Below are 21,448 nucleotides of genomic sequence, written 5' to 3' on the forward strand. Positions count from 1 at the left end.
GCATCGCCCGTCCGGAGCGTCAAGCGCGCCGAAACCGGATACCTAGGTGCTGTCATGGAAATGGGCGTAAATCTGGGCTGCGATCGCATCCGAAATGCCCTCGACCTTGGCGATGTCGTCCGCCGAGGCGCGCGCGACCGCCTTGGCGGTGCCGAAATGGTGCAGCAGCGCCCGCTTGCGCGCCGGCCCGATCCCCCCGATCTCGTCGAGCGGGTTGGCCACCATCTCCTTCTTGCGCCGGGCGCGGTGGCTGCCGATGGCGAACCGGTGCGCCTCGTCGCGCAGCCGCTGGGTGAAATAGAGCACCGGATCGCGCGGCGGCAGCGAGAAATCCTTGCGGCCGGGCATGAAGAACCGTTCGCGGCCCGCATCGCGATCGGGTCCCTTGGCAACACCGATCAGATCGATCTGCTCGGCAATGCCCAGATCGTTGAGGATGCCCTTGACCGCGTTAAGCTGGCCGAGGCCGCCATCGATCAGCAACAGATCCGGCCAGGCCGGCAGCGTGCCGGGGTCTGCCGCGTCCGTGTCGTCGCCATTGTCGTCCCGTTCGGGACCATGCTCCTTCACCAGGCGCGAAAAGCGCCGCTCCATCACCTCGCGCATCATGCCGAAATCGTCGCCCGGGGTCAGTTCTTCCGAGCGGATGTTGAACTTGCGGTACTGGTTCTTCACGAACCCCTCCGGGCCGGCAACGATCATCGCGCCGACCGCGTTCGTGCCCATGATGTGGGAGTTGTCGAAGACCTCGATTCGGCGCGGGACCCGTTCCAGGCCGAACGTTTCGGCGAGCCCCTTCATCAGCTTGGCCTGCGAGGAGGTTTCCGCCAGCCGCCGCCCGAGCGCTTCCTTCGCGTTGGCCAGGGCATGGCCGACCAGTTCTCGCTTTTCGCCGCGCTTGGGCACCAGGATCGACACCTTGCGCGCCGCCCGCAGATTGAGCGCTTCCTCGAGCAGCGCGCTTTCGGCGATCTCGTGCGACAGCAGGATCAGGCGCGGGCAGGGCTTGTCGTCGTAAAACTGCGACAGAAACGCGCCGAGCACATCGCCCGGCTCCATGGACGAATCTGCCTTTGGGAAATAGGCGCGGTTGCCCCAGTTCTGGCCCGTACGGAAGAAGAAGACCTGAACGCAGGTGACGCCGCCCTCCTGGTGGACGGCAAAGACGTCGGCCTCCTCGATGCCTTGCGGGTTGATGCCCTGGTGGCTCTGGATTGCGGTCAGCGCGCCGATCCGGTCGCGATAAACCGCCGCCCGCTCGAAATCGAGGTCCTCGGCTGCTTCCTGCATGGTGCGCGCCATCTGCGATTGCACGGCCCGGCTCTTGCCCGACAGGAACGCCTTGGCCTCGTCGACCAGTTCGGCATAATCGTCCGTCGAAATCTCGCCCGTGCAGGGCGCCGAGCAGCGCTTGATCTGGTAGAGCAGGCACGGCCGCGTCCGGCTCTCATAGACGCTGTCGGTGCAGGTCCGCAAAAGGAACGCCCGCTGCAGCGCGTTGATGGTCCGGCCGACCGCGCCGGCCGAGGCGAACGGGCCGAAATAGTCGGCCTTTTTCGAGCGCGCGCCGCGATGCTTGAACAGGCCCGGCGCCGTATGGTCGGCGGTCAGCATGATGTAGGGAAAGCTCTTGTCGTCGCGCAGGAGAACGTTGAAGCGCGGCCTCAGGCGCTTGATCAGATTGGCTTCGAGCAGCAGCGCTTCGGTCTCGCTGCGTGTGGTCACGAACTCCATCGACGCGGTCTGCGCGATCATCCGCGCGATGCGGTTGGTGTGCCCGCCAAGCCGCGCATAGCTCGTCACCCGGTTCTTCAGCGATTTGGCCTTGCCGACGTAAAGAACGTCGCCGCCCGCATTGAACATGCGATAGACGCCCGGCCGGTTCGGCAGCCGCTTGGCCAGCGCGGTGATCAGGTCGGGACCGGCCAGATCGCTTTCGGTCGCGGTCTGCTGTTCCCAGACCAGATCGCGCGCCAGCGCCTTGCCGGAAACGGCGGCGTCCGCATCGGGCAGGGAATCGGTATCCGGGGTCTGGTCCATGGCATCTATGTGGGACAGGTCGGCGGCGTGGTTCAAGTCCGCGCCTGTCAGCAGACAATGCCTTGCAGGCGCCGCCTCATTCTCCAGCGGTGGCATCGGGCGTCTGCCATGCCAGGTGCTGGCCGCCATCGAGCGCGATCATCTGACCGGTCACAGAGCGCGCCTGCCACAGATAGCGGATCGTCGCGCCGAACTCGGCGAGGTTTGGCCCGTGGCCCAGCGGCACGGAATCGGTCTGTGCGGCGAAGTCGGTATCGCTCTGGCGCGGGTTCTTCAGCGTCGGGCCGGGACCGATCGCATTGACGCGGATGCGCGGCGCCAGCGCCTGCGCCATCGTTTGCGTCGCCGTCCAGAGCGCAGATTTCGACAGCGTATAGGAGAAAAAGCGCGGCGTCGGTTTCCAGACACGCTGGTCGATCATGTTGATCACCAGACCGTGACGGTCGCCGGGAAGCGCTTTTGCAAACGCTTGGGCGAGCAAGACCGGCGCCCGCACGTGCAGGTCGAAATGGGCGTCCCAGATGCCGTCATCTATGGCGCCGACGGCATCATCGAGAAAGACCGATGCATTGTTGACCAGAATATCGATCGGCCGTTCCAGCGCCTCGGCCGCAAGTCCGGCAAGCGCGCGGGCCTGTGCGGCATCGGTCAGGTCGGCCTGCAGCGCGACCGCGCGGCCGCCCAAGGCCGACAGCGATGCGGCAAGGGATCGCGCTTCGGCCATCGAGGAGCTGGCGTGGATGGCGACATCGAAGCCGTTGGCGGCAAGGTCGGCAACGATGGCGCGGCCGATCCGCCTGGCGCCGCCCGTCACAAGAACGGCGGGTCTTTTCTTTTTGTGGTCGTGTTCGGCCAAGGGCAGCCTCGCAAGGGTCGTTAGAAGACCACCACGACATAGGCCAGATAGCCCGCAAGCATAGCCGCACCCAGCACTTTGCCGGTCGTGATGCGGGCAAAGCAGATCGTCGCCAGCAGCAGCGAGGTCGCCAGCATCACCCAGTTGTCGCGGATGATGATGTCCGGCGAGACGGGCACGGCGATGACCATGCCGGTGATGCCCATGATCGCTGCGAGGTTGAAGATGTTCGAGCCGATGATGTTGCCGAGCGCCACATCCGCTTCCTTGCGCATGGCCGCCGAAAGCGTCGTGGCCAGCTCCGGCAGCGACGTTCCGATCGCGACGATCGTCAGGCCGATGGCTGCCTCCGAAACGCCGAACGCGGTTGCGATGCCCGACGCGCCGCTGACGGTGAAATGGGCCGCGACCGGCAGGCCGATGATGCCGCCGATCAGGAACACCGCGATCATCGCCGGGCTGTGCGGAGCCTCGCCGATTTCGTCGTGATAGTCGCCGGGCACTTCCTCTTCGTCGGCCTCGGCAATGGCTTGGCGCGCGCGGATCCCCTGCGCGACGATGAAGACGATCAGCCCGCCGAACAGCCCCATCGCCTCCAGTCGGCTGAGCATCCCGTCGCTGATCAGCCACATGAACGCGACCGTGAATGCCAGCATCACGGCGACGTTGCGCGACAGGCCGCGCTGGTTGGCATGGATCGGCGAAAACAGCGCCGGCAGACCCATCACCAGCAGCACATTGGCGATGTTCGAGCCGACCACATTGCCCGTGGCGATATCGGGGACACCGGTCAGCGCCGATTGCAGCGCGACGAACAGTTCGGGCGCCGATGTGCCGAAGGCGACGATCGTCAAGCCGATGATCAGCGCCGGAATGCCGAGGTTTTCCGCCAGCCCGACCGCGCCCTTGACCAGATAGTCGCCGGCAAAGACCAGGAGCACCAGACCGGCAACGAGCATGGCGATGTCAAACAGCATGTCAGGGATCACTGCGCGCGTGAGAGGTGGAGACGCCTATATATGCGCTTGGCCGGCAAATGAAACAGCGCGGCCGGAAAATCGGCACGGCCGGCCTGTGGCACAAATGCAACGCTGCGGAACCGCCACATTTGCGTCACCGAAACTCCCAATTTGCGATGCGGCTTTGCCGCAATTGCACGCCATTTCCCGTCATGGAGCTTGGGGGCACCCATGGGCGGCTCGCGCCGCCGGGACCACGCAGAGTTTTGGAGTTCTGACATGAAAAAGACATCGACGCTTCTGGCGGCCGTTTCGCTAGCCGTCCTGACGAGTGCCGGCGCGGCAATGGCGGCCGATGCCGTCGCCCTTCCGCCCGAGCCGCCGGCAGCCCCGCCGGTTGAATTCACGCCCACCGCCACCTGGTCCGGCTTCTATGCCGGCGCATTCGGCGCCTACAATTTCGGCCAGTTCGACGCCTCCATTGGTGATATCAATGCCGACGGCGCCGCGGGCGGCGCTTTCGCAGGCATCAATTTCCAGGACGGCGCGTTCGTCTACGGTGCCGAGGCCGATCTTGGCTATTCGGGCGCACAGGGCACGCTGGGCGGCGCGCTCGCCGAGCAGGGCGTATTCGGTTCGCTGCGCGCACGCGTCGGCTACTCGTTCGACCCGTTCATGATCTACGCGACCGCCGGTGGCGCGGCCACGCAGGCGAAGGTGACAGCCGGCGTGAACTCCGATGAGAACACCCATCTGGGCTGGACCGCCGGTGTCGGCGCGGACGCCATGCTGACCGACAATGTGTTCGGCCGGCTGGAATACCGCTACACCGACTATCAGGACAAGAATTTCAATCTGGGCGGCACGGTCGTCTCCTCGGGCTTTCAGGAGAACACCATCCGCGCCGGTATCGGCCTGAAGTTCTGATCATCTGCTCTTGTCGACCGAAAGGCCGCGTCCACCGGGCGCGGCTTTTTTCATTGCTTCAGGACGGTTTGAAAACCTCATAGTCCGGAAATGCCTCGGCAAACCGGGCGATGAAACGCCGCAGCCGCGGCCGGCCGCGGCGCCAGTTCAGCTCGGGAAAGCGCAGATCGGCGTAGCCAAGCGCCGCGGCGAGCGCAAAATGCCCGCCATGCAGGCGGCCGCGCAATGCCGGCACTTCCATCTCAAGCCAGTCGAAAGTCCGCTCGGCCTTGCGCGCCTGATAGTCGAGCCAGGGCGTGTGAACCTTTTCCTCGGGCCGCATGCGGCGCTCATAGACCTGCGCCAAAAGCACGTCGCACAGACCGTCCGACGCCGCTTCCAGAATGTCGGCCTTGCGCCTCTTGTCCTTCGGTCTCGGATAGAGCTTGTTGCCGCTCATCCGGTCCAGTTCGCCCATGATCGCCCGGCTGTCGAAGATCGCCGTGCCGTCATCAAGCACCAGCGTGGGGATCTTGCCCAGCGGGTTGGCGCCCGTCAGTTCGGGCGGCGCTTCGCCGGTTGCGATGATCTTCGGCGTCAGCGCAATGTCGAGCTTGAGCGTGATCTCGAGATACCGCGCGGCCATGCGCACCTTGGCGCTGTAGGGCGAGGCCGGCGAATAAAGAAGAGTTGGCATGGTGGCTCCTTTCACTGGGAGGGCGGCACGACGACGGTCGGCAACGGACAATCGCGGCGATCGACCTCGGGGCAAGCTGCATAGCCGGCCAGATCGCGCGTCAGGCAGATGCGCACGTCGCGCAGGAACCGCCGGTCGCAGGTGACCGCGACCGAGCCGGCCGGCATGCCCGGATTGGCATTGAGGAACGCCTGTTCGACGTCTTCAGGCTCGAGCCGGTCGATCCTCGTGCGATCACGGAACGCATCGGGAATGGCGATCTTGGCAAGGGCGGCGCGGGTGGTGGCGAAATAGTCGGCCTGGCTCAGACCCGAGCAGCTGCCGTGCTTTTTCCACTGGTGCCGGACCAAACCGGTCGACGGCATGATGTCGGCCATCGCCTCGGCCCGGTCCCGTGGCACCGACAGCGGTTCGCCGGTTTCGCAAAACTCCGGCCATCCGCGCTCGAACTGCGGCCACAGGCCATGGACGATGAAGTCGAAATCGGCGCCTTGGCCGCATTGCTGCTTGTTGGCGCGCTCGCCTTCCGATGCGCAATAGCCCGGTGACCATGACAGGGCGAGGACGTAGAAGTCGAAACCCTCGCCGAGCGGAAGCGATGTCGGCGAACCGGTGGACTCAGCCGGCGCGTCGCAGGCGCTCAGAACGGCGGCGGCAAGCAGCACCAGAACGGCAAGAGGGCGCATAATGGCTCAGCGCAGAACGCGGCAGGCCGAATTGTAGACGTTCCAGCGATCGAAGCCGGAGACGCAGAATTCGACGTTCGAACCGATGGAGGCGAACCCGGCGCCGCCCTCGATCAGATACCAGATCTTGCGTTCGCGCCCGTCCGACAGGTGCGCGGTCGCATGGCAGTAGCGCCGGGGAATCGGCCGCGCATCATGCGCATCCTGTGGCAGGTAGCGGTGCTGGTGGACGCCGGTGATGTCGGCGATCGCCAGATCGCCGCGATGGTGCACATGCCGCGCCTGATGGGCAAAACGCGCCTTGATCTTCTTGATCATCGCCGGATCGGCGCATTCGGCGCTCTCGCGCAACGGATAATAGGGTTCGTGCGCCGATGCCTGTGGCATGGCCATTACGAGCGCGACGGCGAGCGCCGCGCATTTCAGCGATAGTTTGATCATCTGCCTGTCCGTGCCTTGCCTGCGCGATGCATAGCAAGCGGGCCCGCCAAGGCCAAGCGCGGCAACGTGCCGACCACGGATTTGTTGTTGCCGTTGCCTCAACTCAACGGTTCGATCCGCCACGCACCGGCGCCCGGCTCCCGTTCCAGCCGCGCCATCAGCCACGGCAGCAGCGTCTCCAGTTCGGACGCCAGCGTGTATGGCGGATTGATGATCGCCATGCCCGAGCCGCGAAACGTCGCATCTGCCGCCGGGGCCGCGACGGCCGTTTCGACGAGCAGCGCGCCCTTGAAGCGCTGGCCGAGACCTGTGCGGAACGCCGCGATCGCTGCCTCATGCTTGATCGGATACCAGGCGAGCAACGTACCGGTGGCAAAGCGGCGCACGGCCGCCTCGAGCCCGTCCAGCATCATGTCGAACTCATCGCGCGCCTCGAATGGCGGATCGATGATGGCAAGCCCGCGCCGCTCGGGCGGCGGAAGCAACGTCCTGAGCGCCTGCCAGCCATCCATGTGGTTGACGCGTATGCGTTTGGCACGCCCGAAGCGGGCCGCAAGCGCGGCTTGATCGTCCGCATGCAGTTCGCAGAACACGGCTCGGTCCTGCGGGCGCATCAGACGGGCGATCAGCGCCGGCGACCCCGGATAGAACCGCGGCGTATCGCCCGCGTTCTGCGATTTCACGGCATCGGCAAACGGCGCGAGCAGCGCGCCAACCGCGTCCGGCGCGTCGGCCAAATGCGGCCAGAGCCGGCCGATGCCGTCGTCGGCTTCGCCCGTCCTGGCGGCCTGCTCGCTTTCCAGATCGTAGGAGCCGACGCCCGCATGGGTGTCGAGCACGAAGATCGGCTTGTCCTTGCGCTGCAGATAGGTCAGCGCGCGCGACAGGATGACGTGCTTGACGATGTCGGCGAAATTGCCGGCGTGAAAGGCATGCCGGTAGTTCATCGCGCGGTTTGCCCGATCAGTATTGCCAGCGCTTCGGGATAGAGCCGATGCTCCTCGACCAGAACCCGCGCGGCCAGCGTGTCCGCTGTGTCGCCGGGCAGTACAGGCACGCGCGCCTGCGCGATCACCGGTCCTTCATCCATGCCGGCGGTGACATGGTGCACCGAACAGCCATGCTCTGCATCGCCCGCCGCCAGCGCGCGGGCATGGGTGTCGAGCCCCTTGTGGCGCGGCAGCAGCGAGGGGTGGATGTTGACGATCCGGCCTTGCCATGGCGCCAGGAAGTCGGCGCTCAGAAGGCGCATGAAGCCGGCGAGACACACGAACTCGGTGTCCCAGGCGCGCAACTGGTCACCGATGGCTGCCTCATGGGCGGCCTTGTCGGCAAAATCGGCGCGGGGCAGGGCAGCGGTCGCAATGCCGCGCCGCGCGGCGGTCGCCAGACCGCCAGCGTCGGCCCGGTCTGAAAGAACGCCGGCGATTGTTGCGGGATAGTCGTCTGCCGCGCAGGCATCGGCCAGCGCTTCCATGTTCGATCCGCGCCCGGAGATCAGCACCGCGACGCGGCGTTTGCCGACCTGGCTCACAGGGCCAAGGTCCCGCGATAGCCGACCGCCGGTCCGCGCTCGCGGGGCACCAGCCGGCCAATCTCCATGACGGTCTCGCCCGCATCGGCCAGCGCGGCTGCGACTGCCGGCGCCTTGTCGGCATCGGCCACGACCACCATGCCGACACCGCAATTGAAGGTGCGCAGCATCTCGTCGGTCTGCACGCCGCCTGTCCCGGCCAGCCAGGAAAAGACCGGCGGGACGGCGATGGCACCGAGATCGATTTCGGCCGAAAGCGTCTCGGGCAGCACGCGCGGCAGGTTCTCGGTCAACCCGCCGCCTGTGATATGCGCCAGGGCCGCGACCGCGCCGCTGGAGCGGATCGCCGTCAGAAGCGGTTTTACATAGATGCGCGTCGGCTCCAGCAAGGCCGCGCCCAGCGTCCGGTCGGCGTCGAACGGGGCAGCATCGTCCAACCCGATGCCGGACATCTCGACGATCCGGCGGACCAGCGAAAAGCCGTTGGAGTGAACGCCGGCCGAGGCCAGCCCGAGGACGACATCGCCCGGCTTCATGTCCTGCCTTGGCAAGAGCGTGCCGCGCTCGGCTGCGCCCACGGCAAAGCCTGCCAGATCGTAATCGCCGCCGGCATACATGCCCGGCATTTCCGCGGTCTCGCCGCCGATCAGCGCGCATCCGGCCTGTTTGCAGCCCTTGGCGATGCCACTGATAACGGCCGAGCCCTGCGCGACATCGAGGGCGCCGGTGGCGAAATAGTCCAGAAAGAACAGCGGCTCGGCGCCCTGAACCACCAGATCGTTGACGCACATGGCCACCAGATCGATGCCGACCGTGTCATGAATGCCGGTTTCGATGGCGAGCTTGAGCTTGGTGCCGACGCCGTCATTGGCCGCCACCAGCACCGGATCGGAAAAGCCTGCGGCTTTCAGATCGAACAGGCCGCCAAATCCGCCGATCGCCCCGTCCGCGCCCGGCCGCGCCGTCGACTTGACCAGCGGCTTGATCGCATCGACCAGCGCATTGCCGGCATCGATGTCGACGCCCGCATCGGCATAGGTCAGCCCGTTGGGCGCATCGACCTTTTCCGTATCGTTCATTGGCTGCTCTCGTCATCGGCGGTTCGTCTGACCGCGCTCATATGGCATCGGCCCGCGCGATGCCACGCCCGATCCGCCGCGGCCACAGAAAATCGGAGCGTTCCGGCGGCCAAAAACGGCCAGCCGCCGTCTTGGAATGGCCGCGCCGGTCGGCCATATGTGAGCCATGACGCACCATGACCCGCCAGCATCGGCCCTGATGACGGTTCCCAACGCTATAACGCTGGCTCGGATCGCGGCTGTGCCGCTGCTCGGCTGGCTGATGGTGACCGGCCAATGGATGCCTGCATTCTGGCTGTTCGCCGCCGCCGGCCTTTCCGATGCGGTCGACGGCATCATCGCGCGCTGGTTCAACCAGGGCTCGGTGCTCGGCGCCTGGCTCGATCCGGTCGCCGACAAGGCATTGCTGGTCACCGCCTTCGTGCTTCTCGCCGCAGCCGGACTGGTCCCGTTCTGGCTCGTCGCTCTGGCCGTTTTGCGCGATGTTCTGATCCTTGCCGGCGTCGGGATCGCGCAATGGCGCGGCAAGCCGCTGACCATCCGCCCGATGTTTGTCTCCAAGGCGACCACGGCCGCACAGATCGCGCTGATCACGCTCGTGCTGGGCGCCAATGCCTTTTCCATTGCGGCGAGCCCGGCAATCGCGGCGGTCGTCTGGGCCACCGCTGCCTTGACCTTGGCCTCATTTGCCACCTATGGCGTGGTGTTCGTGCGGCATATGGGGCGAGGCGGATACAGCAGATGAGCGAGCATATCTCAACGCGCACGCTGCGCCGCCAGGCGTTTTTCTGGGTCGGTGCGCTCGTCGTGATGATCGCGTTCCTGTACGTGTTCCGCTCCATCCTTTTGCCGTTCCTGGCCGGCCTTGCGCTGGCCTACTTCCTCGATCCGGTCGCCGACTTCTTCGAGCGCCGCGGCTTGTCGCGGCTGGCCGCGACATCGCTGATCCTGGCGCTGTTCGTGCTGGTGTTCGCGCTGGCCTTGCTGGTGATCGTTCCGGTTCTGGCCAGCCAGCTGGTCGAGTTCATCGACCGCCTGCCGTCCTACCTCGCCCGTATCCGCGAACTTGCCGCCGCGTTGCCGATCGACGCGGGTTGGCTCAACGGTCTTCTCGATCTTGAATCGGGCCAGCTGCCCGCCGGAGTCGACCAGCTTCTGGCGCAGAGCGCCAGCTTCCTGTCCGGCATCGCGCAGGGCATCTGGTCGTCCGGCATGGCGCTATTGAACATTGTCGGCCTGTTCGTGGTGACCCCTGTCGTCGCCTTCTACATGCTGCTCGACTGGGACCGGATGATCGCGCGCATCGATGCCTGCATCCCGCGCGACCATCTGGAGACGGTGCGCGCGATCAGCCGCGATGTCGATGGGGCGATTGCCGGTTTCATTCGCGGGCAGGGAACCGTGTGCCTGATCCTCGGCCTGTTCTATGCGATCGCCCTGACCATCGCCGGCCTCAATTTTGGCCTGCTGATCGGCCTTTTCGCCGGCCTGATCAGTTTCATTCCCTATGTCGGCTCTCTGGTGGGGCTTGTGCTTTCGATCGGCGTTGCGCTGGTGCAGTTCTGGCCGGACTGGATCATGATTCTGGTCATCGCGGCCATCTTCTTTGGCGGCCAGGCCGTCGAAGGCAACATTCTGCAGCCCAAGCTGGTCGGCGACAGCGTCGGCCTGCACCCGGTCTGGCTGATGTTCGCCCTTTTCGCCTTCGGCTCGTTTTTGGGCTTTACCGGCATGCTGATCGCCGTTCCGGCCGCCGCCGCAGTCGGCGTTCTGGTGCGCTTTGCCGTCGGCCGATATCTGGATTCCGACCTGTATGCGGGGTCATCCGAAGATCAGGGCCGATAGCCCGGACGCGATGATGGGACCGTCATGGCCGACCGACAGATGCTGCTTGATCTGGGCCGCGCGCCATCTCTGACGCGCGAGGACCTGATCGTCACCGATGCCAATCGCGACGCGGCGGCGCTGGTCGATCGCTGGCCGGAGTGGGCATCGCCCTTTGCGGCGGTCGCAGGCGGCCCGGGCAGCGGCAAGACGCATCTTGCCTCTGTCTGGCGGTCGGTGTCCGGCGCCCATGCGATGGCCGATCCGCGGCGGCCCTCTACCGCCGACCTCGACGCAGCCCAGGCGGGCACGCCGGTCCTGTGCGACGGGCTGGCACCGGACGGGCTGGATGAGGCGGCCTTCTTCCACCTTCTGAACGCGGTGCGCGGCTCGGGCGGATCGATCCTGATCACCGCTGAGACCGCCCCGTCCGGCTGGTCTCTTGCCACACCCGACCTGATTTCGCGCTTCCGTGCGGCAACGGTCGCCAGCCTCGGCCTGCCCGACGACGATCTGTTGCGCGCGGTGGCCGTCAAGCTCTTCGCCGACCGGCAGGTTGCCGTCGATCCGGCGGTGGTCGCCTATCTGCTGCCGCGTCTCGAACGTTCCTTGTCGGCACTCGCCGATATCGTGGTGCGGCTCGACGAGGTGGCGCTGGCCCGCAAAATGTCGATCACGCGGCCGTTGGCCGCCGAAGTGCTGCGCGAGATTTCACAGCAGGATCAGGGCCGGCTGGGCCTTTAAGCATGATCGGCCGAAGCGCTCGCACTGTCACCAAATCGTGGTAATTGTGGACTAGGGCGGAGCGAAACCGCAGCACGGGAATGGCCATGGACAAGACGGACCTTCAGGAGGTCGCCGCCAGTTATGAGAATGAGGGCGAGGTGCACGGCGCACCGACGTCGCCCGTGGCGATGATCGCCCAGGACGACCCTTCGCGCTTCATCAACCGCGAGTTTTCCTGGCTGCAGTTCAACTGGCGCGTTCTGGACGAGGCCCGCAACGAGCGTCAGCCACTGCTCGAACGCCTCAGGTTCCTGTCGATCTCGGCGGCCAATCTGGACGAGTTCTTCATGGTCCGCGTCGCCGGCCTTGCCGGTCAGGTCCGCGAGGGCGTTTCCGAACGCTCGGTCGACGGACGCACGCCGGAAGACCAGCTCGACATGGTGCTCGAGGAAATCGCCCGCCTCCAGACCGAACAGCAGGTCGTCCTGTCCGAACTGCGCGAGGAGATGGCGCAGGCCGGCATCGCGATCGTCCGGGCCGAGAGCCTGACCGACGAGGACCGCGAATGGCTGGAGGACGAGTTCCTGCAGACGATCTTTCCGGTTCTGACGCCGCTTTCCATCGACCCGGCGCATCCGTTCCCGTTCATTCCGAATCTGGGCTTTTCGATCGCGCTGCAACTGGTCAACCGCACGACCAAGAAGGTCATGAACGCGCTTCTGCGCCTGCCGACCGCGCTCAAGCGCTTCGTTGCGCTGCCCACCGAGGCGCCGAATTTCCGCTTCATCTCGCTTGAGGACATTGTCGGCCTTTACATCGCCCAGCTTTATCCCGGCTACGAGATACGCGGGCAGGGCACGTTCCGCATCATCCGCGACAGCGATCTGGAGGTCGAGGAAGAGGCCGAAGACCTGGTGCGGTTCTTCGAGAGCGCGCTCAAGCGCCGGCGCCGCGGCCAGGTGATCCGCATCGAGTTCGACCATGAGATGCCGCGAACCCTGAGGGAGTTTGTCGCCCATGAACTGGGCGTGCCGGAGGCGCGGGTCTCCGTTCAGCCCGGCATTCTGGCGCTCACCACCGTCTCGGAGATCGTCAAGGTGCCGCGCGACGATCTGCTCTACGCGCCTTACACCGCGCGTTTTCCCGAGCGTATCCGTGAGCACAATGGCGATTGTCTCGCCGCCATCGGCCAGAAGGACATCCTCGTCCACCATCCCTATGAGAGCTTCGACGTGGTCGTCCAGTTCCTGCGTCAGGCGGCGGCCGACCCGGACGTCATCGCCATCAAGCAGACGCTCTACCGGACCTCGAACGACAGCCCGATCGTCCGCGCGCTGATGGACGCCGCCGAGGCCGGCAAGTCGGTGACCGCGCTTGTCGAGCTCAAGGCCCGCTTTGACGAGGAGGCCAACATCCGCTGGGCGCGCGATCTCGAGCGCGCCGGCGTGCAGGTCGTGTTCGGCTTCGTCGAACTGAAGACGCACGCGAAGATGTCGCTCGTCGTGCGCCGCGAGGAGAACGGGCTGCGTTCCTATGTCCATCTGGGCACGGGCAACTATCATCCCATAACCGCGAAGATCTATACGGACCTGTCCTACTTCACTTGCGATCCGGTTCTGGCCCACGATGTGGCGCAGGTCTTCAACTTCATCACCTCCTATGCCGACCCGCCCGAGGACATGCGTCTTGCCGTCTCGCCCATGCATATGCGCGACCGGCTGGTGGGCCTGATCGATGCCGAAACGGCTCATGCGAGCGCGGGCCGGCCGGCCGGCATCTGGATGAAGATGAACTCGCTGGTCGACGGCCATCTGATCGACGCGCTCTACGAGGCCAGTGCCGCAGGCGTCGAGATCGATCTTGTGGTGCGCGGCATCTGCTGCCTGCGCCCGCAGGTGCCCGGCCTTTCGGAAAACATTCGCGTCAAGTCGATCGTCGGCCGTTTCCTCGAACACAGCCGCATCTATTGCTTCGGCAATGGCAACGCCCTGCCGTCCGAGGATGCGATCATCTACATGGGTTCGGCCGACCTGATGCCGCGCAATCTCGATCGCCGCGTGGAAACGCTGGTGCCGCTGGAAAACGAGACCGTGCACGAGCAGGTGCTCAGCCAGATCATGCTGGCCAACATGCTCGACAATCAGCAGAGCTACGAGGTGCTCGAAAACGGCCGGTCGCGCCGGATCGAACCGGGGGCGGACGAGGAAGAATTTGACGCGCAGACCTATTTCATGACCAATCCGAGCCTGTCGGGTCGCGGAAAGTCGTTGAAATCTTCCGCGCCGCAATTGATCGCGCACCGCAAACGGGTCCAAACCAAGGCCTGACGCGTTTTGGACCGGGCGGAATGACAGGGCTTTGGTCAATGATTGAAACCGAAGACGCCCAGGGCCGGCTGAAGAATCGCGCGCCTGTCGGCGTCGTCGATATCGGCTCCAATTCGGTTCGCATCGTCATCTATGAGGGCATGGTCCGCGCGCCGGCGGTCCTGTTCAACGAAAAGGTCTCCTGCGGGCTCGGGCGCGGCATCGCGCAGACCGGCCGCATGGACGAGGACGCCGTCGAACGGGCGCTTGCGGCCCTCGCCCGCTATCGGGCGCTCGCCGACCAGGCTCGTGTCGAGACGTTGCATGTGCTGGCGACCGCCGCCGCGCGCGAAGCGGAAAACGGTCCCGACTTCATCGGCCGGGCGCAGGCGATCCTGCGCGCCGAAATCCGCATCCTGACCGGTGCCGAGGAAGCGCGCTATTCGGCCTTCGGCGTGATCTCCGCCTTTCGCGCGCCCGACGGCGTCGCTGGCGATCTGGGCGGCGGCAGCGTCGAGATGGTCGATGTCAGGGATCAGGCGATCGGCGACGGCGTGACGCTGCCGCTCGGCGGCATCCGGCTGCAGGACGCCTCAGGCGGCGATCTGCGCGAGGCCGAGAAGATCGCCCGCAAGCTGATCGCCGGCTCGAAAATGGCCGACGCCTGCAAGGGCCGTGTCTTCTATGCGGTCGGCGGCACCTGGCGTGCCATCGCCAAACTGCACATGGAGGAAACCGGCTATCCGCTGCGCGTCACCCACGGCTATCAGATCACGCCCGATCAGGCGCAGAAGTTCCTGCGCAAGCTTGTCGAGGCCGACCTCGACAAGCTCAAGGGCATTCACATCATTTCCTCGTCGCGCCGGGCGCTGCTGCCTTTCGGCGCGATCGTCCTTCTGGAGATCATCCGCCGCATGAAGCCCTCGGCCATCGCCTTTTCGGCGCTTGGCGTCCGCGAGGGCTATCTGTTCGGCCAGCTCGACGGGGACATGCGCCGGCGCGACGGCCTTCTGGAGGCGGCCGACGAACTGGCGGTGCTGCGCTCGCGCTCGCCGCGCCACGCCCGGGAACTGGCGCGCTGGACTGCCGACAGTTTCGCCGCCTTCGGCATCGATGAGACCGTCGACGAGGCGCGCTATCGCGATGCCGCATGCCGGCTGGCAGACATTGGCTGGCGCGCCCATCCCGACTATCGCTCGGCCCAGTCGCTGGCGATCATCGCCTATTCGAGCTTCATTCAGGTCAGCCATGAGGGCAGGGCCTTCATCGCCCTTGCCAACTATTTCCGCTATGAGGGCCTGAAGAACGAGAGCCTTGCGCCGGAAATCCGGACGCTGACCTCGGAACGCATGTGGCAGCGCGCCAAATGTCTGGGCGCCTTCTTGCGGGTCGCCTACCTGTTCACAGCCGCCATGCCCGGTGTCATCGCCGATCTGCGCTGGCGCAAGACCGACGACGGCACCATGGAGCTTGTCGTTCCCGCAAACCGGGCGGCTCTGGCCGGCGAACGGCCCGAGGCGCGGCTGTCCCAGCTTGGCAAGGTGACAGGCGTCAATGTGGGTCTGGCGATTGGCGATCCGCCGTCAGATCGACGGTCGTTATCCGCCGGTCGCTGAAACCGAGCGAGATCTCGCCCGACAGGAGCCTGAGCGCTTCCGACCCGAACAGTTCCCGCCGCCAGCCGTGCATCGCCGGCACATCCGCGTTTTCGCCGTGCGAGGCGATCTGGTCGAGATGATCGGAGGTGGCGATCACACGCTGCGCGACGTTGTGCTGTTCCGCCGTCAGCTTGAGCAGAACTTTCAAAAGATCGGCTGCGGCACCCGCCCCTTCGGGCGAATTGGGTGGACGCGGAACCTTCGGCAGGTCTTCGCGGTCGAGCGCGGCGACCTCGGCGACGGCGTCGAGAATGGCCGCGCCCGCCGCAGACCGCTCTATGCCCTTGTGGATGGTCCGCAGCCGGGACAGGGCCCGCGCGTCGCGCGGCTGCTGCTGCGCCGCCTCGTAGATGGCATCGTCCTTCAGAACCCGGTTGCGCGGCACGTTGCGCTCGCGCGCCTGGCGCTCTCTCCAGGCCGCCAGCCGCTGCATGACGGCCAGATCGGCGGGCTTGCGCACGCGCATTTTCAGCCGCCTCCAGGCATCCTCGGGCTTGATGTCGTACGTGTCCGGGCTGGTCAGGACGGCCATTTCCTCGGCCACCCAATGGGCGCGCCCGCGCTCCTCGAGCATTTCCGTCAGGCGCTTGTAGACATCGCGCAGATGGGTGACGTCGGCCAGCGCGTAATGAAGCTGCTTGTCGCTCAATGGCCGCAGCGCCCAGTCGGTGAAGCGCGACGTCTTGTCGATATGGGCGCCAGAAACGCGCTTGACGAGCTGGTCATAGGCAATCGCATCGCCGAAGCCCAGCACCATCGCCGCCACCTGCGTGTCGAAGATCGGATGCGGGACATGGCCGCTGAGATTGACGAAGATCTCGATGTCCTGCCGGGCGGCGTGAAACACCTTGATCACGCTTTCATCGCCCAGGAGCGCGAACAGCGGCGCAAGGTCGATGTCGTCGGCCATCGGATCGATCAGCACGGCCTCGTCGTCGCTGGCCACCTGGATCAGGCAGAGGACCGGCCAGAATGTCGTCTCGCGTACGAATTCGGTGTCGATGGTGATGTAGTCGTGGGCGGCCATGCGCGCGCAGACCGCTTCGAGCGCCGCCGTCGTGCCGATCGGCTCGGGCGCTGATTCATGGGTGTCCCTCATGGGTGCGGGTCCTTAGCCGAGGTGTCGCCGCTTGTCGAACCGTTTTCGCTGTTGGTTCCGTTGCTGCCGCGCGCCATCCGCGTGAATACGGGCGACGTGCGCAGCAGCCACGAGGACGGGCCGCGCGCATCGGCGGGCACCGGCCCGCGCGCCCGCATGCGCCAGATGGTTGCGGCGATCAGCGCCCCGTGCACGACGCTGGTATAGGTGAACAGAGCGTCGGGGCCGAATGCCTGCACGAAGGCGGACGACGCATAGGGGCCGATCGAGGCGCCCAGCGAGAAGAAGAACATCAGCCCGGCGGCGACCATGACATGTTCGCCGGGCTTGGCGTGATCGTTGGCGTGCGCCGCCGAGAGTGAATAGAGCGGCAGCGCGAAGGCGCCGAACAGGAAGATGCCGAGATAGTTGAGGAGCGGCGAGGTGCCTGCGCCCAGCGACAGGAAAAGGCCGGCGGCAACCGCGCCCGCTGTCGTGACCATCAGCACGGCGCGCCGGTCGTAGCGGTCCGAAAGGTAACCGAGCGGATATTGCAGCACCGCGCCGCCGACAATGCCGACGCTCATGAAGATCGCCACATCGGTGATCGACAGGCCGATTCCCTCCGCATAGAGCGGGCCGATCAGCCGGAACGCGGCATTGGTCGCGCCGATCGTCACGCAGCCGATGCAGGCCAGCGGCGACAGGGTCCAAATGCCCTTGAGATCGAACTTGAACTCCGCCGGCGGCTTGGGGTTGGACCGGTCGGCCAGCGAAACCGGCACCAGCGACAGCGTGATCATCACNGAAAATGTCGACGATGCGGTAGACGGCGAGGACCCGCCCGCGCGTTTCGTTGGCGACGCCGGAATTGATCCAGCTTTCGATCGTCGTGAACAGCCCGGCAAAGCAGAAGCCGACCATGAAGCGGATGATGATCCAGGCGACCGGATCGATGACGATCATCAGGAAAAGCGTGCCCGAAGCGGCGATGGCCGCAAGCGCGGCGAAGGTGCGGATGTGACCGACCGCGTTCAAAAGCCGCGTGATGTAGAGGCAGCCCAGAAGAAAACCGGTGAAATAGGCGGTGCCCATCAGGCCGATCAGCGAAGTGGAAAAGCCCTCCTGCGCGCCGCGAATGGCGATCGCCGTGCCCTGGACGCCGTTGCCGGCAAGCAGGATGCCGGCGGCGATGAAAAGTGGAATGAGCGGGCGAAGCTGCCACATGGGGAGCGATCCGGACGAGCGGGCAAAGGCCGACTTCCCCGTACAGCAACAAATGCCCGCCGCGGCAAGGGCGGTTCTTGACAAAAGCGGGCGCGCATGCGCTTTTCCGCCCGTTTTCCCGACCAGGCAATTGCGCGCGGCATGGGCGCCGCAGCCCTGATCCACAATGAGGCCAGTCATGCACCGTTACCGCAGCCACACCTGTGGCGCCTTGCGCAAATCCGACGCCGGCTCGACCGTCCGGCTTGCGGGCTGGGTTCACCGCGTGCGCGACCATGGCGGCGTGCTGTTCATCGATCTGCGCGACCATTACGGCATCACCCAGATCGTCGCCGACCCCGACAGCCCCTGTTTCGCCAAGGCCGAAACGGTCCGATCCGAATGGGTGCTGCGCATCGACGGCGAGGTCAAGGAACGTGCCGCCGATCTCGTCAATGACGACCTGCCGACCGGCGGGATCGAGCTCTATGCGCGCGATCTCGAAGTGCTGTCCAAGGCCGAGGAACTGCCGCTGCCGGTGTTCGGCGAACCGGACTATCCCGAGGACATTCGCCTCAAATACCGTTTTCTCGACCTCAGGCGCGACACGCTGCACGCCAACATCATGACGCGCACCAAGGTGATCGCCTCGATGCGCCGGCGCATGGAAGAAGCCGGATTTGCCGAGTTTTCGACGCCGATCCTGACCGCCTCGTCGCCCGAGGGCGCCCGCGACTTCCTTGTCCCCTCGCGCATTCATCCCGGAGAATTCTACGCGCTGCCGCAGGCGCCGCAGATCTACAAGCAGCTGCTGATGGTCTCGGGCTTCGACCGTTATTTCCAGATTGCCCCCTGCTTCCGTGACGAGGACCCGCGCGCGGACCGGCTGCCCGGCGAGTTCTACCAGCTCGACCTGGAGATGAGCTTTGTCGAGCAGGACGATGTGTTCGCGGCGATGGAACCGGTGATCCGCGGCGTGTTCGAGGAGTTTGCCGACGGCAAGCCCGTGACGCCCGAATTCCGCCGCATCCCCCATGACGAGGCGATGCTGAAATACGGCACCGACAAGCCGGACCTGCGCAACCCGATCACCATGGAGGATGTCTCCGAGCACTTCCGCGGCTCGGGTTTCAAGGTGTTCGCCAACATTCTGGCCAACGATGCGCGTGGCGCCGTCTGGGCGATTCCAGCGCCGACCGGCGGTAGCCGCGCCTTCTGCGACCGGATGAACTCCTGGGCGCAGGGGCAGGGGCAGCCGGGTCTGGGCTACATCTTCTGGCGCGAGGAAGACAGTCAGGTCGTAGGCGCTGGTCCGATCGCCAAGAACATCGGCCCCGAACGCACCGAAGCGATCCGCCTGCAATTGGGCCTGAAGGCCGGCGATGCCTGCTTCTTTGCCGCCGGCGACCCGCGCAAGTTCGCCTCCTTTGCCGGCGATGCGCGCACCCGCGCGGGCGAGGAACTCGATCTGATCGACCGCGACCGGTTCGAGCTGGCCTGGATCGTCGATTTCCCGTTCTTTGAATGGGACGAGGACGAAAAGCGCGTCGATTTCGGCCACAACCCGTTCACCATGCCGCGCGGCGGCCTGGGCGCGCTGGAGACCGAAGACCCGCTGTCGATCAAGGCATGGCAGTATGATCTGGTCTGCAACGGTTTCGAGATCGCTTCCGGCGGCATCCGCAACCATCTGCCCGAGGTGATGGTCAAGGCGTTCGCCATTGCCGGTCTCGATGGGAAAGTGGTCGAGGAGCGCTTCGGCGGCCTTTACCGGGCGTTCCATTATGGCGCGCCGCCCCATGGCGGCATGGCGGCCGGTGTCGACAGGATCGTCATGCTGCTCGTCGGCGCCAGGAACCTGCGCGAGGTGACGCTGTTCCCGATGAACCAGCAGGCGCAGGACCTGTTGATGGGAGCGCCCGCCGAAGCCAGCCCGGCGCAGCTGCGCGAACTCAATCTGCGGATCAATCCGCAGGCAAAAGCTCCCGCCGACTCATAACAATTCCGTCAGGGACACGAGCCCGGGCCGGGCGGCGGCAGGCCGCCTGGCCACCGGTCGCCTTTACCGGTTGGCGGTGATCGACACGGCCAGCGTCGAGATCAGCGCTTGTGGCGCACTCATGGCGACAGCCATGATCTGCGCCACCGGCACCGCGCTGGTCGGCTCGGCGGCGATACGCAGCGTCCCCGGATCGTCGAGGAACTGCCCGATCGCGGCCGTCGCCTCGGCGGCAAAGGCAGGATCCTGCAGCTGTGCAAGGCCGATCGGCAGGACGCCCTTGGCCATGGCGATGACATTGGCGCGGTTCATGCCCTGCTGCTCGCCGACGAAATCCAGGATGCGGTTGGTCAGCGAATCGTCCCGGATCTCGATGCTGATCGCGTTGATCTCGATCTGTTGCATCAGTCCGAGCATCGCCATGTTCATCGCTTCCGAATTCTGCTCGGCCATCTGCAACTGCATCTGCTGCATCGCGCCAACCAGTTCAGGCGTGTAGCCGCCAATGTCGAACGTCATTTCAAGCGACGCGGCATCGTCGACGTCGTAGATCATCTCGTCGAGCGCGAGACGGCCGGTGCCGGTGTCCCAAGATCCCTTCGAAGTGACCGTGCCGCGCAGTTCCTCGTAGCCGAGCGCGGCCATGGTTTCGCGGGCCTGTGCCTCGGGCAGCTTGGTCATGTCGGCAACCATGCCGTCCACATTGGCATCGAACGTCATGACGCCGCCCGGCTCGTACCCGTCCATGGTCGTGCTGGCGCCTTCCATCGAGAAGATCGTGCCCTCGGCGTCCGAGATGGTCAGCGCGCCCGCTTGGGCCGATTCGAACAGGCCGGACCGCAGGATCGGATCGGACACTTGGGGGCCGGCAATCAGATAGTCATTGATCTCGCCGCCCTCGAACTCGACCGTCACGCCGTCCGTTGTTTGCGAGATCGGCGCAATGGCGATCCGGTCGACGAGATAGGAACCGCCATCTGCCTCGGTGACGTTCTCGAGCACATAGTCGCCCAGCGGGAACGGGTCGGTCTCCGGTGTCGCGCGCATCTTCAGGCCGGCAATCGCCACATCGTCACCATTGGTCTGAACACCCGCCGCTTCCAGCTTGATGCCCTGCAGCGCAAACTGCGTCGCCAGTTGCTCGAAGACATCGGCACCGTCGATATCGGCAAGGGCCGGCGGCGCGAATGCGGTCATTGTCAGCGCAATGGCCGATGCGGACAGCAGCGGGCGGGAAAAGATCATCGGTTTATCCTTCATTTGAACCAGAGGTGTGTCCTATCCGATCCCGATCCGGACCGGCTGTGCACAAGCACACACAGACTTGGCATGCGTCAACGCGATCTAAAGGGCGGAATCCAACACCAATATGGCAGCCATCGCGCCGCTTGTCTTTTGTGATGTGACACGGGCCGCAGGGAGGTTCCAACACTTGCCGCAAATCAGCTATAGG

18 protein-coding genes and 1 pseudogene are annotated in these 21,448 nt (G+C 65.5%); 7 read left to right on the top strand and 12 right to left on the bottom strand.

Annotation, left to right across the window (positions count from 1 at the left end; all coding sequences use genetic code 11):
• Nucleotides 1–42: 42 nt before the first annotated feature.
• From uvrC to DEM25_RS11435, 3 genes are read right to left on the bottom strand one after another with little or no spacing between them, the layout of a single operon-like run.
• Nucleotides 43–2,136 carry an excinuclease ABC subunit UvrC gene (gene uvrC / locus DEM25_RS11425; protein ID WP_439650682.1) on the bottom strand — a complete coding sequence of 698 codons (2,094 nt, stop codon included), beginning with the start codon at nt 2,134–2,136 and terminating at the stop codon, nt 43–45.
• Entirely contained in the window at nt 2,117–2,896 is a 780-nt protein-coding gene (locus tag DEM25_RS11430) for an SDR family oxidoreductase (RefSeq protein WP_109765896.1), read from the bottom strand. The genes uvrC and DEM25_RS11430 overlap by 20 nt, the downstream gene beginning before the upstream one ends.
• 20 nt (nt 2,897–2,916) lie before the next feature.
• Nucleotides 2,917–3,873, bottom strand: coding sequence for a calcium/sodium antiporter (locus DEM25_RS11435; RefSeq protein WP_109766146.1), 957 nt, complete (start codon nt 3,871–3,873; stop codon nt 2,917–2,919).
• Nucleotides 3,874–4,134: 261 nt separating this feature from the next.
• Here DEM25_RS11435 and DEM25_RS11440 point away from each other — a divergent pair, with 261 nt between their 5' ends.
• Nucleotides 4,135–4,782, top strand: coding sequence for an outer membrane protein (locus DEM25_RS11440; RefSeq protein WP_109766147.1), 648 nt, complete (start codon nt 4,135–4,137; stop codon nt 4,780–4,782).
• A gap of 58 nt (nt 4,783–4,840) precedes the next feature.
• On the opposite strand, the gene DEM25_RS11445 is transcribed toward DEM25_RS11440, so the two are convergent.
• From DEM25_RS11445 to purM, 6 genes are all read right to left on the bottom strand, one after another.
• The gene (locus tag DEM25_RS11445; protein ID WP_109765898.1) at nt 4,841–5,458 is read right to left on the bottom strand and encodes a glutathione S-transferase family protein; all 618 of its coding nucleotides are present in this window, start codon (nt 5,456–5,458) and stop codon (nt 4,841–4,843) included.
• Nucleotides 5,459–5,469: 11 nt separating this feature from the next.
• Complete coding sequence (locus DEM25_RS11450) at nt 5,470–6,144, bottom strand: ribonuclease T2 family protein (protein WP_109765899.1); 675 nt, start codon at nt 6,142–6,144, stop codon at nt 5,470–5,472.
• 6 nt (nt 6,145–6,150) lie between these two features.
• A complete protein-coding gene (locus tag DEM25_RS11455) occupies nt 6,151–6,585 on the bottom strand; it encodes a hypothetical protein (RefSeq protein ID WP_109766148.1) in 435 nt (144 codons plus the stop codon).
• A 98-nt stretch (nt 6,586–6,683) separates the two neighbouring features.
• On the bottom strand, nt 6,684–7,532 hold the full coding sequence (locus DEM25_RS11460; protein WP_109765900.1) for a 23S rRNA (adenine(2030)-N(6))-methyltransferase RlmJ: 849 nt from the start codon (nt 7,530–7,532) through the stop codon (nt 6,684–6,686).
• Nucleotides 7,529–8,119, bottom strand: coding sequence for a phosphoribosylglycinamide formyltransferase (purN, locus tag DEM25_RS11465; RefSeq protein ID WP_281004543.1), 591 nt, complete (start codon nt 8,117–8,119; stop codon nt 7,529–7,531). The genes DEM25_RS11460 and purN overlap by 4 nt, the downstream gene beginning before the upstream one ends.
• Nucleotides 8,116–9,198, bottom strand: a complete 1,083-nt coding sequence (gene purM / locus DEM25_RS11470) for a phosphoribosylformylglycinamidine cyclo-ligase (protein ID WP_109765901.1) — start codon at nt 9,196–9,198, stop codon at nt 8,116–8,118. The genes purN and purM overlap by 4 nt, the downstream gene beginning before the upstream one ends.
• A gap of 166 nt (nt 9,199–9,364) precedes the next feature.
• Between purM and DEM25_RS11475 the strand changes: the two genes are divergently transcribed.
• The 5 genes from DEM25_RS11475 to ppx all read left to right on the top strand — a co-directional run bounded on the left by DEM25_RS11475 (nt 9,365) and on the right by ppx (nt 15,670).
• Nucleotides 9,365–9,943 carry a CDP-alcohol phosphatidyltransferase family protein gene (locus DEM25_RS11475; RefSeq protein ID WP_245412882.1) on the top strand — a complete coding sequence of 193 codons (579 nt, stop codon included), beginning with the start codon at nt 9,365–9,367 and terminating at the stop codon, nt 9,941–9,943.
• A complete protein-coding gene (locus tag DEM25_RS11480; protein ID WP_109765902.1) occupies nt 9,940–11,043 on the top strand; it encodes an AI-2E family transporter in 1,104 nt (367 codons plus the stop codon). Before DEM25_RS11475 ends, DEM25_RS11480 begins: the two co-directional genes overlap by 4 nt.
• A 24-nt stretch (nt 11,044–11,067) precedes the next feature.
• Nucleotides 11,068–11,766, top strand: coding sequence for an HdaA/DnaA family protein (locus DEM25_RS11485; RefSeq protein WP_109765903.1), 699 nt, complete (start codon nt 11,068–11,070; stop codon nt 11,764–11,766).
• A 170-nt stretch (nt 11,767–11,936) separates the two neighbouring features.
• Nucleotides 11,937–14,075: an RNA degradosome polyphosphate kinase gene (locus DEM25_RS11490; protein WP_281004545.1), complete on the top strand. Its 2,139-nt coding sequence runs from the start codon at nt 11,937–11,939 to the stop codon at nt 14,073–14,075.
• Nucleotides 14,076–14,113: 38 nt separating this feature from the next.
• Nucleotides 14,114–15,670, top strand: a complete 1,557-nt coding sequence (ppx, locus tag DEM25_RS11495) for an exopolyphosphatase (RefSeq protein WP_109765904.1) — start codon at nt 14,114–14,116, stop codon at nt 15,668–15,670.
• Here ppx and rnd read toward each other — a convergent pair.
• Together rnd and DEM25_RS11505 are read right to left on the bottom strand one after the other, a co-directional pair.
• On the bottom strand, nt 15,606–16,811 hold the full coding sequence (rnd, locus tag DEM25_RS11500; protein WP_109765905.1) for a ribonuclease D: 1,206 nt from the start codon (nt 16,809–16,811) through the stop codon (nt 15,606–15,608). The two genes, ppx and rnd, sit on opposite strands and share 65 nt — an antisense overlap.
• Nucleotides 16,808–18,017 (bottom strand): annotated as a pseudogene (locus DEM25_RS11505) (MFS transporter). Before DEM25_RS11505 ends, rnd begins: the two are co-directional and overlap by 4 nt.
• A 178-nt stretch (nt 18,018–18,195) precedes the next feature.
• Here DEM25_RS11505 and aspS point away from each other — a divergent pair.
• Nucleotides 18,196–19,995, top strand: coding sequence for an aspartate--tRNA ligase (gene aspS / locus DEM25_RS11510; protein ID WP_109765906.1), 1,800 nt, complete (start codon nt 18,196–18,198; stop codon nt 19,993–19,995).
• Between the two features lie 63 nt (nt 19,996–20,058).
• On the opposite strand, the gene DEM25_RS11515 is transcribed toward aspS, so the two are convergent.
• Complete coding sequence (locus DEM25_RS11515) at nt 20,059–21,240, bottom strand: aq_1923 C-terminal domain (protein WP_109765907.1); 1,182 nt, start codon at nt 21,238–21,240, stop codon at nt 20,059–20,061.
• Between the last annotated feature and the right edge of the window lie 208 nt (nt 21,241–21,448).

It is taken from the genome of Oceaniradius stylonematis (assembly GCF_003149475.2).
In the GTDB taxonomy this organism is placed as follows: domain Bacteria; phylum Pseudomonadota; class Alphaproteobacteria; order Rhizobiales; family Rhizobiaceae; genus Roseitalea; species Roseitalea stylonematis.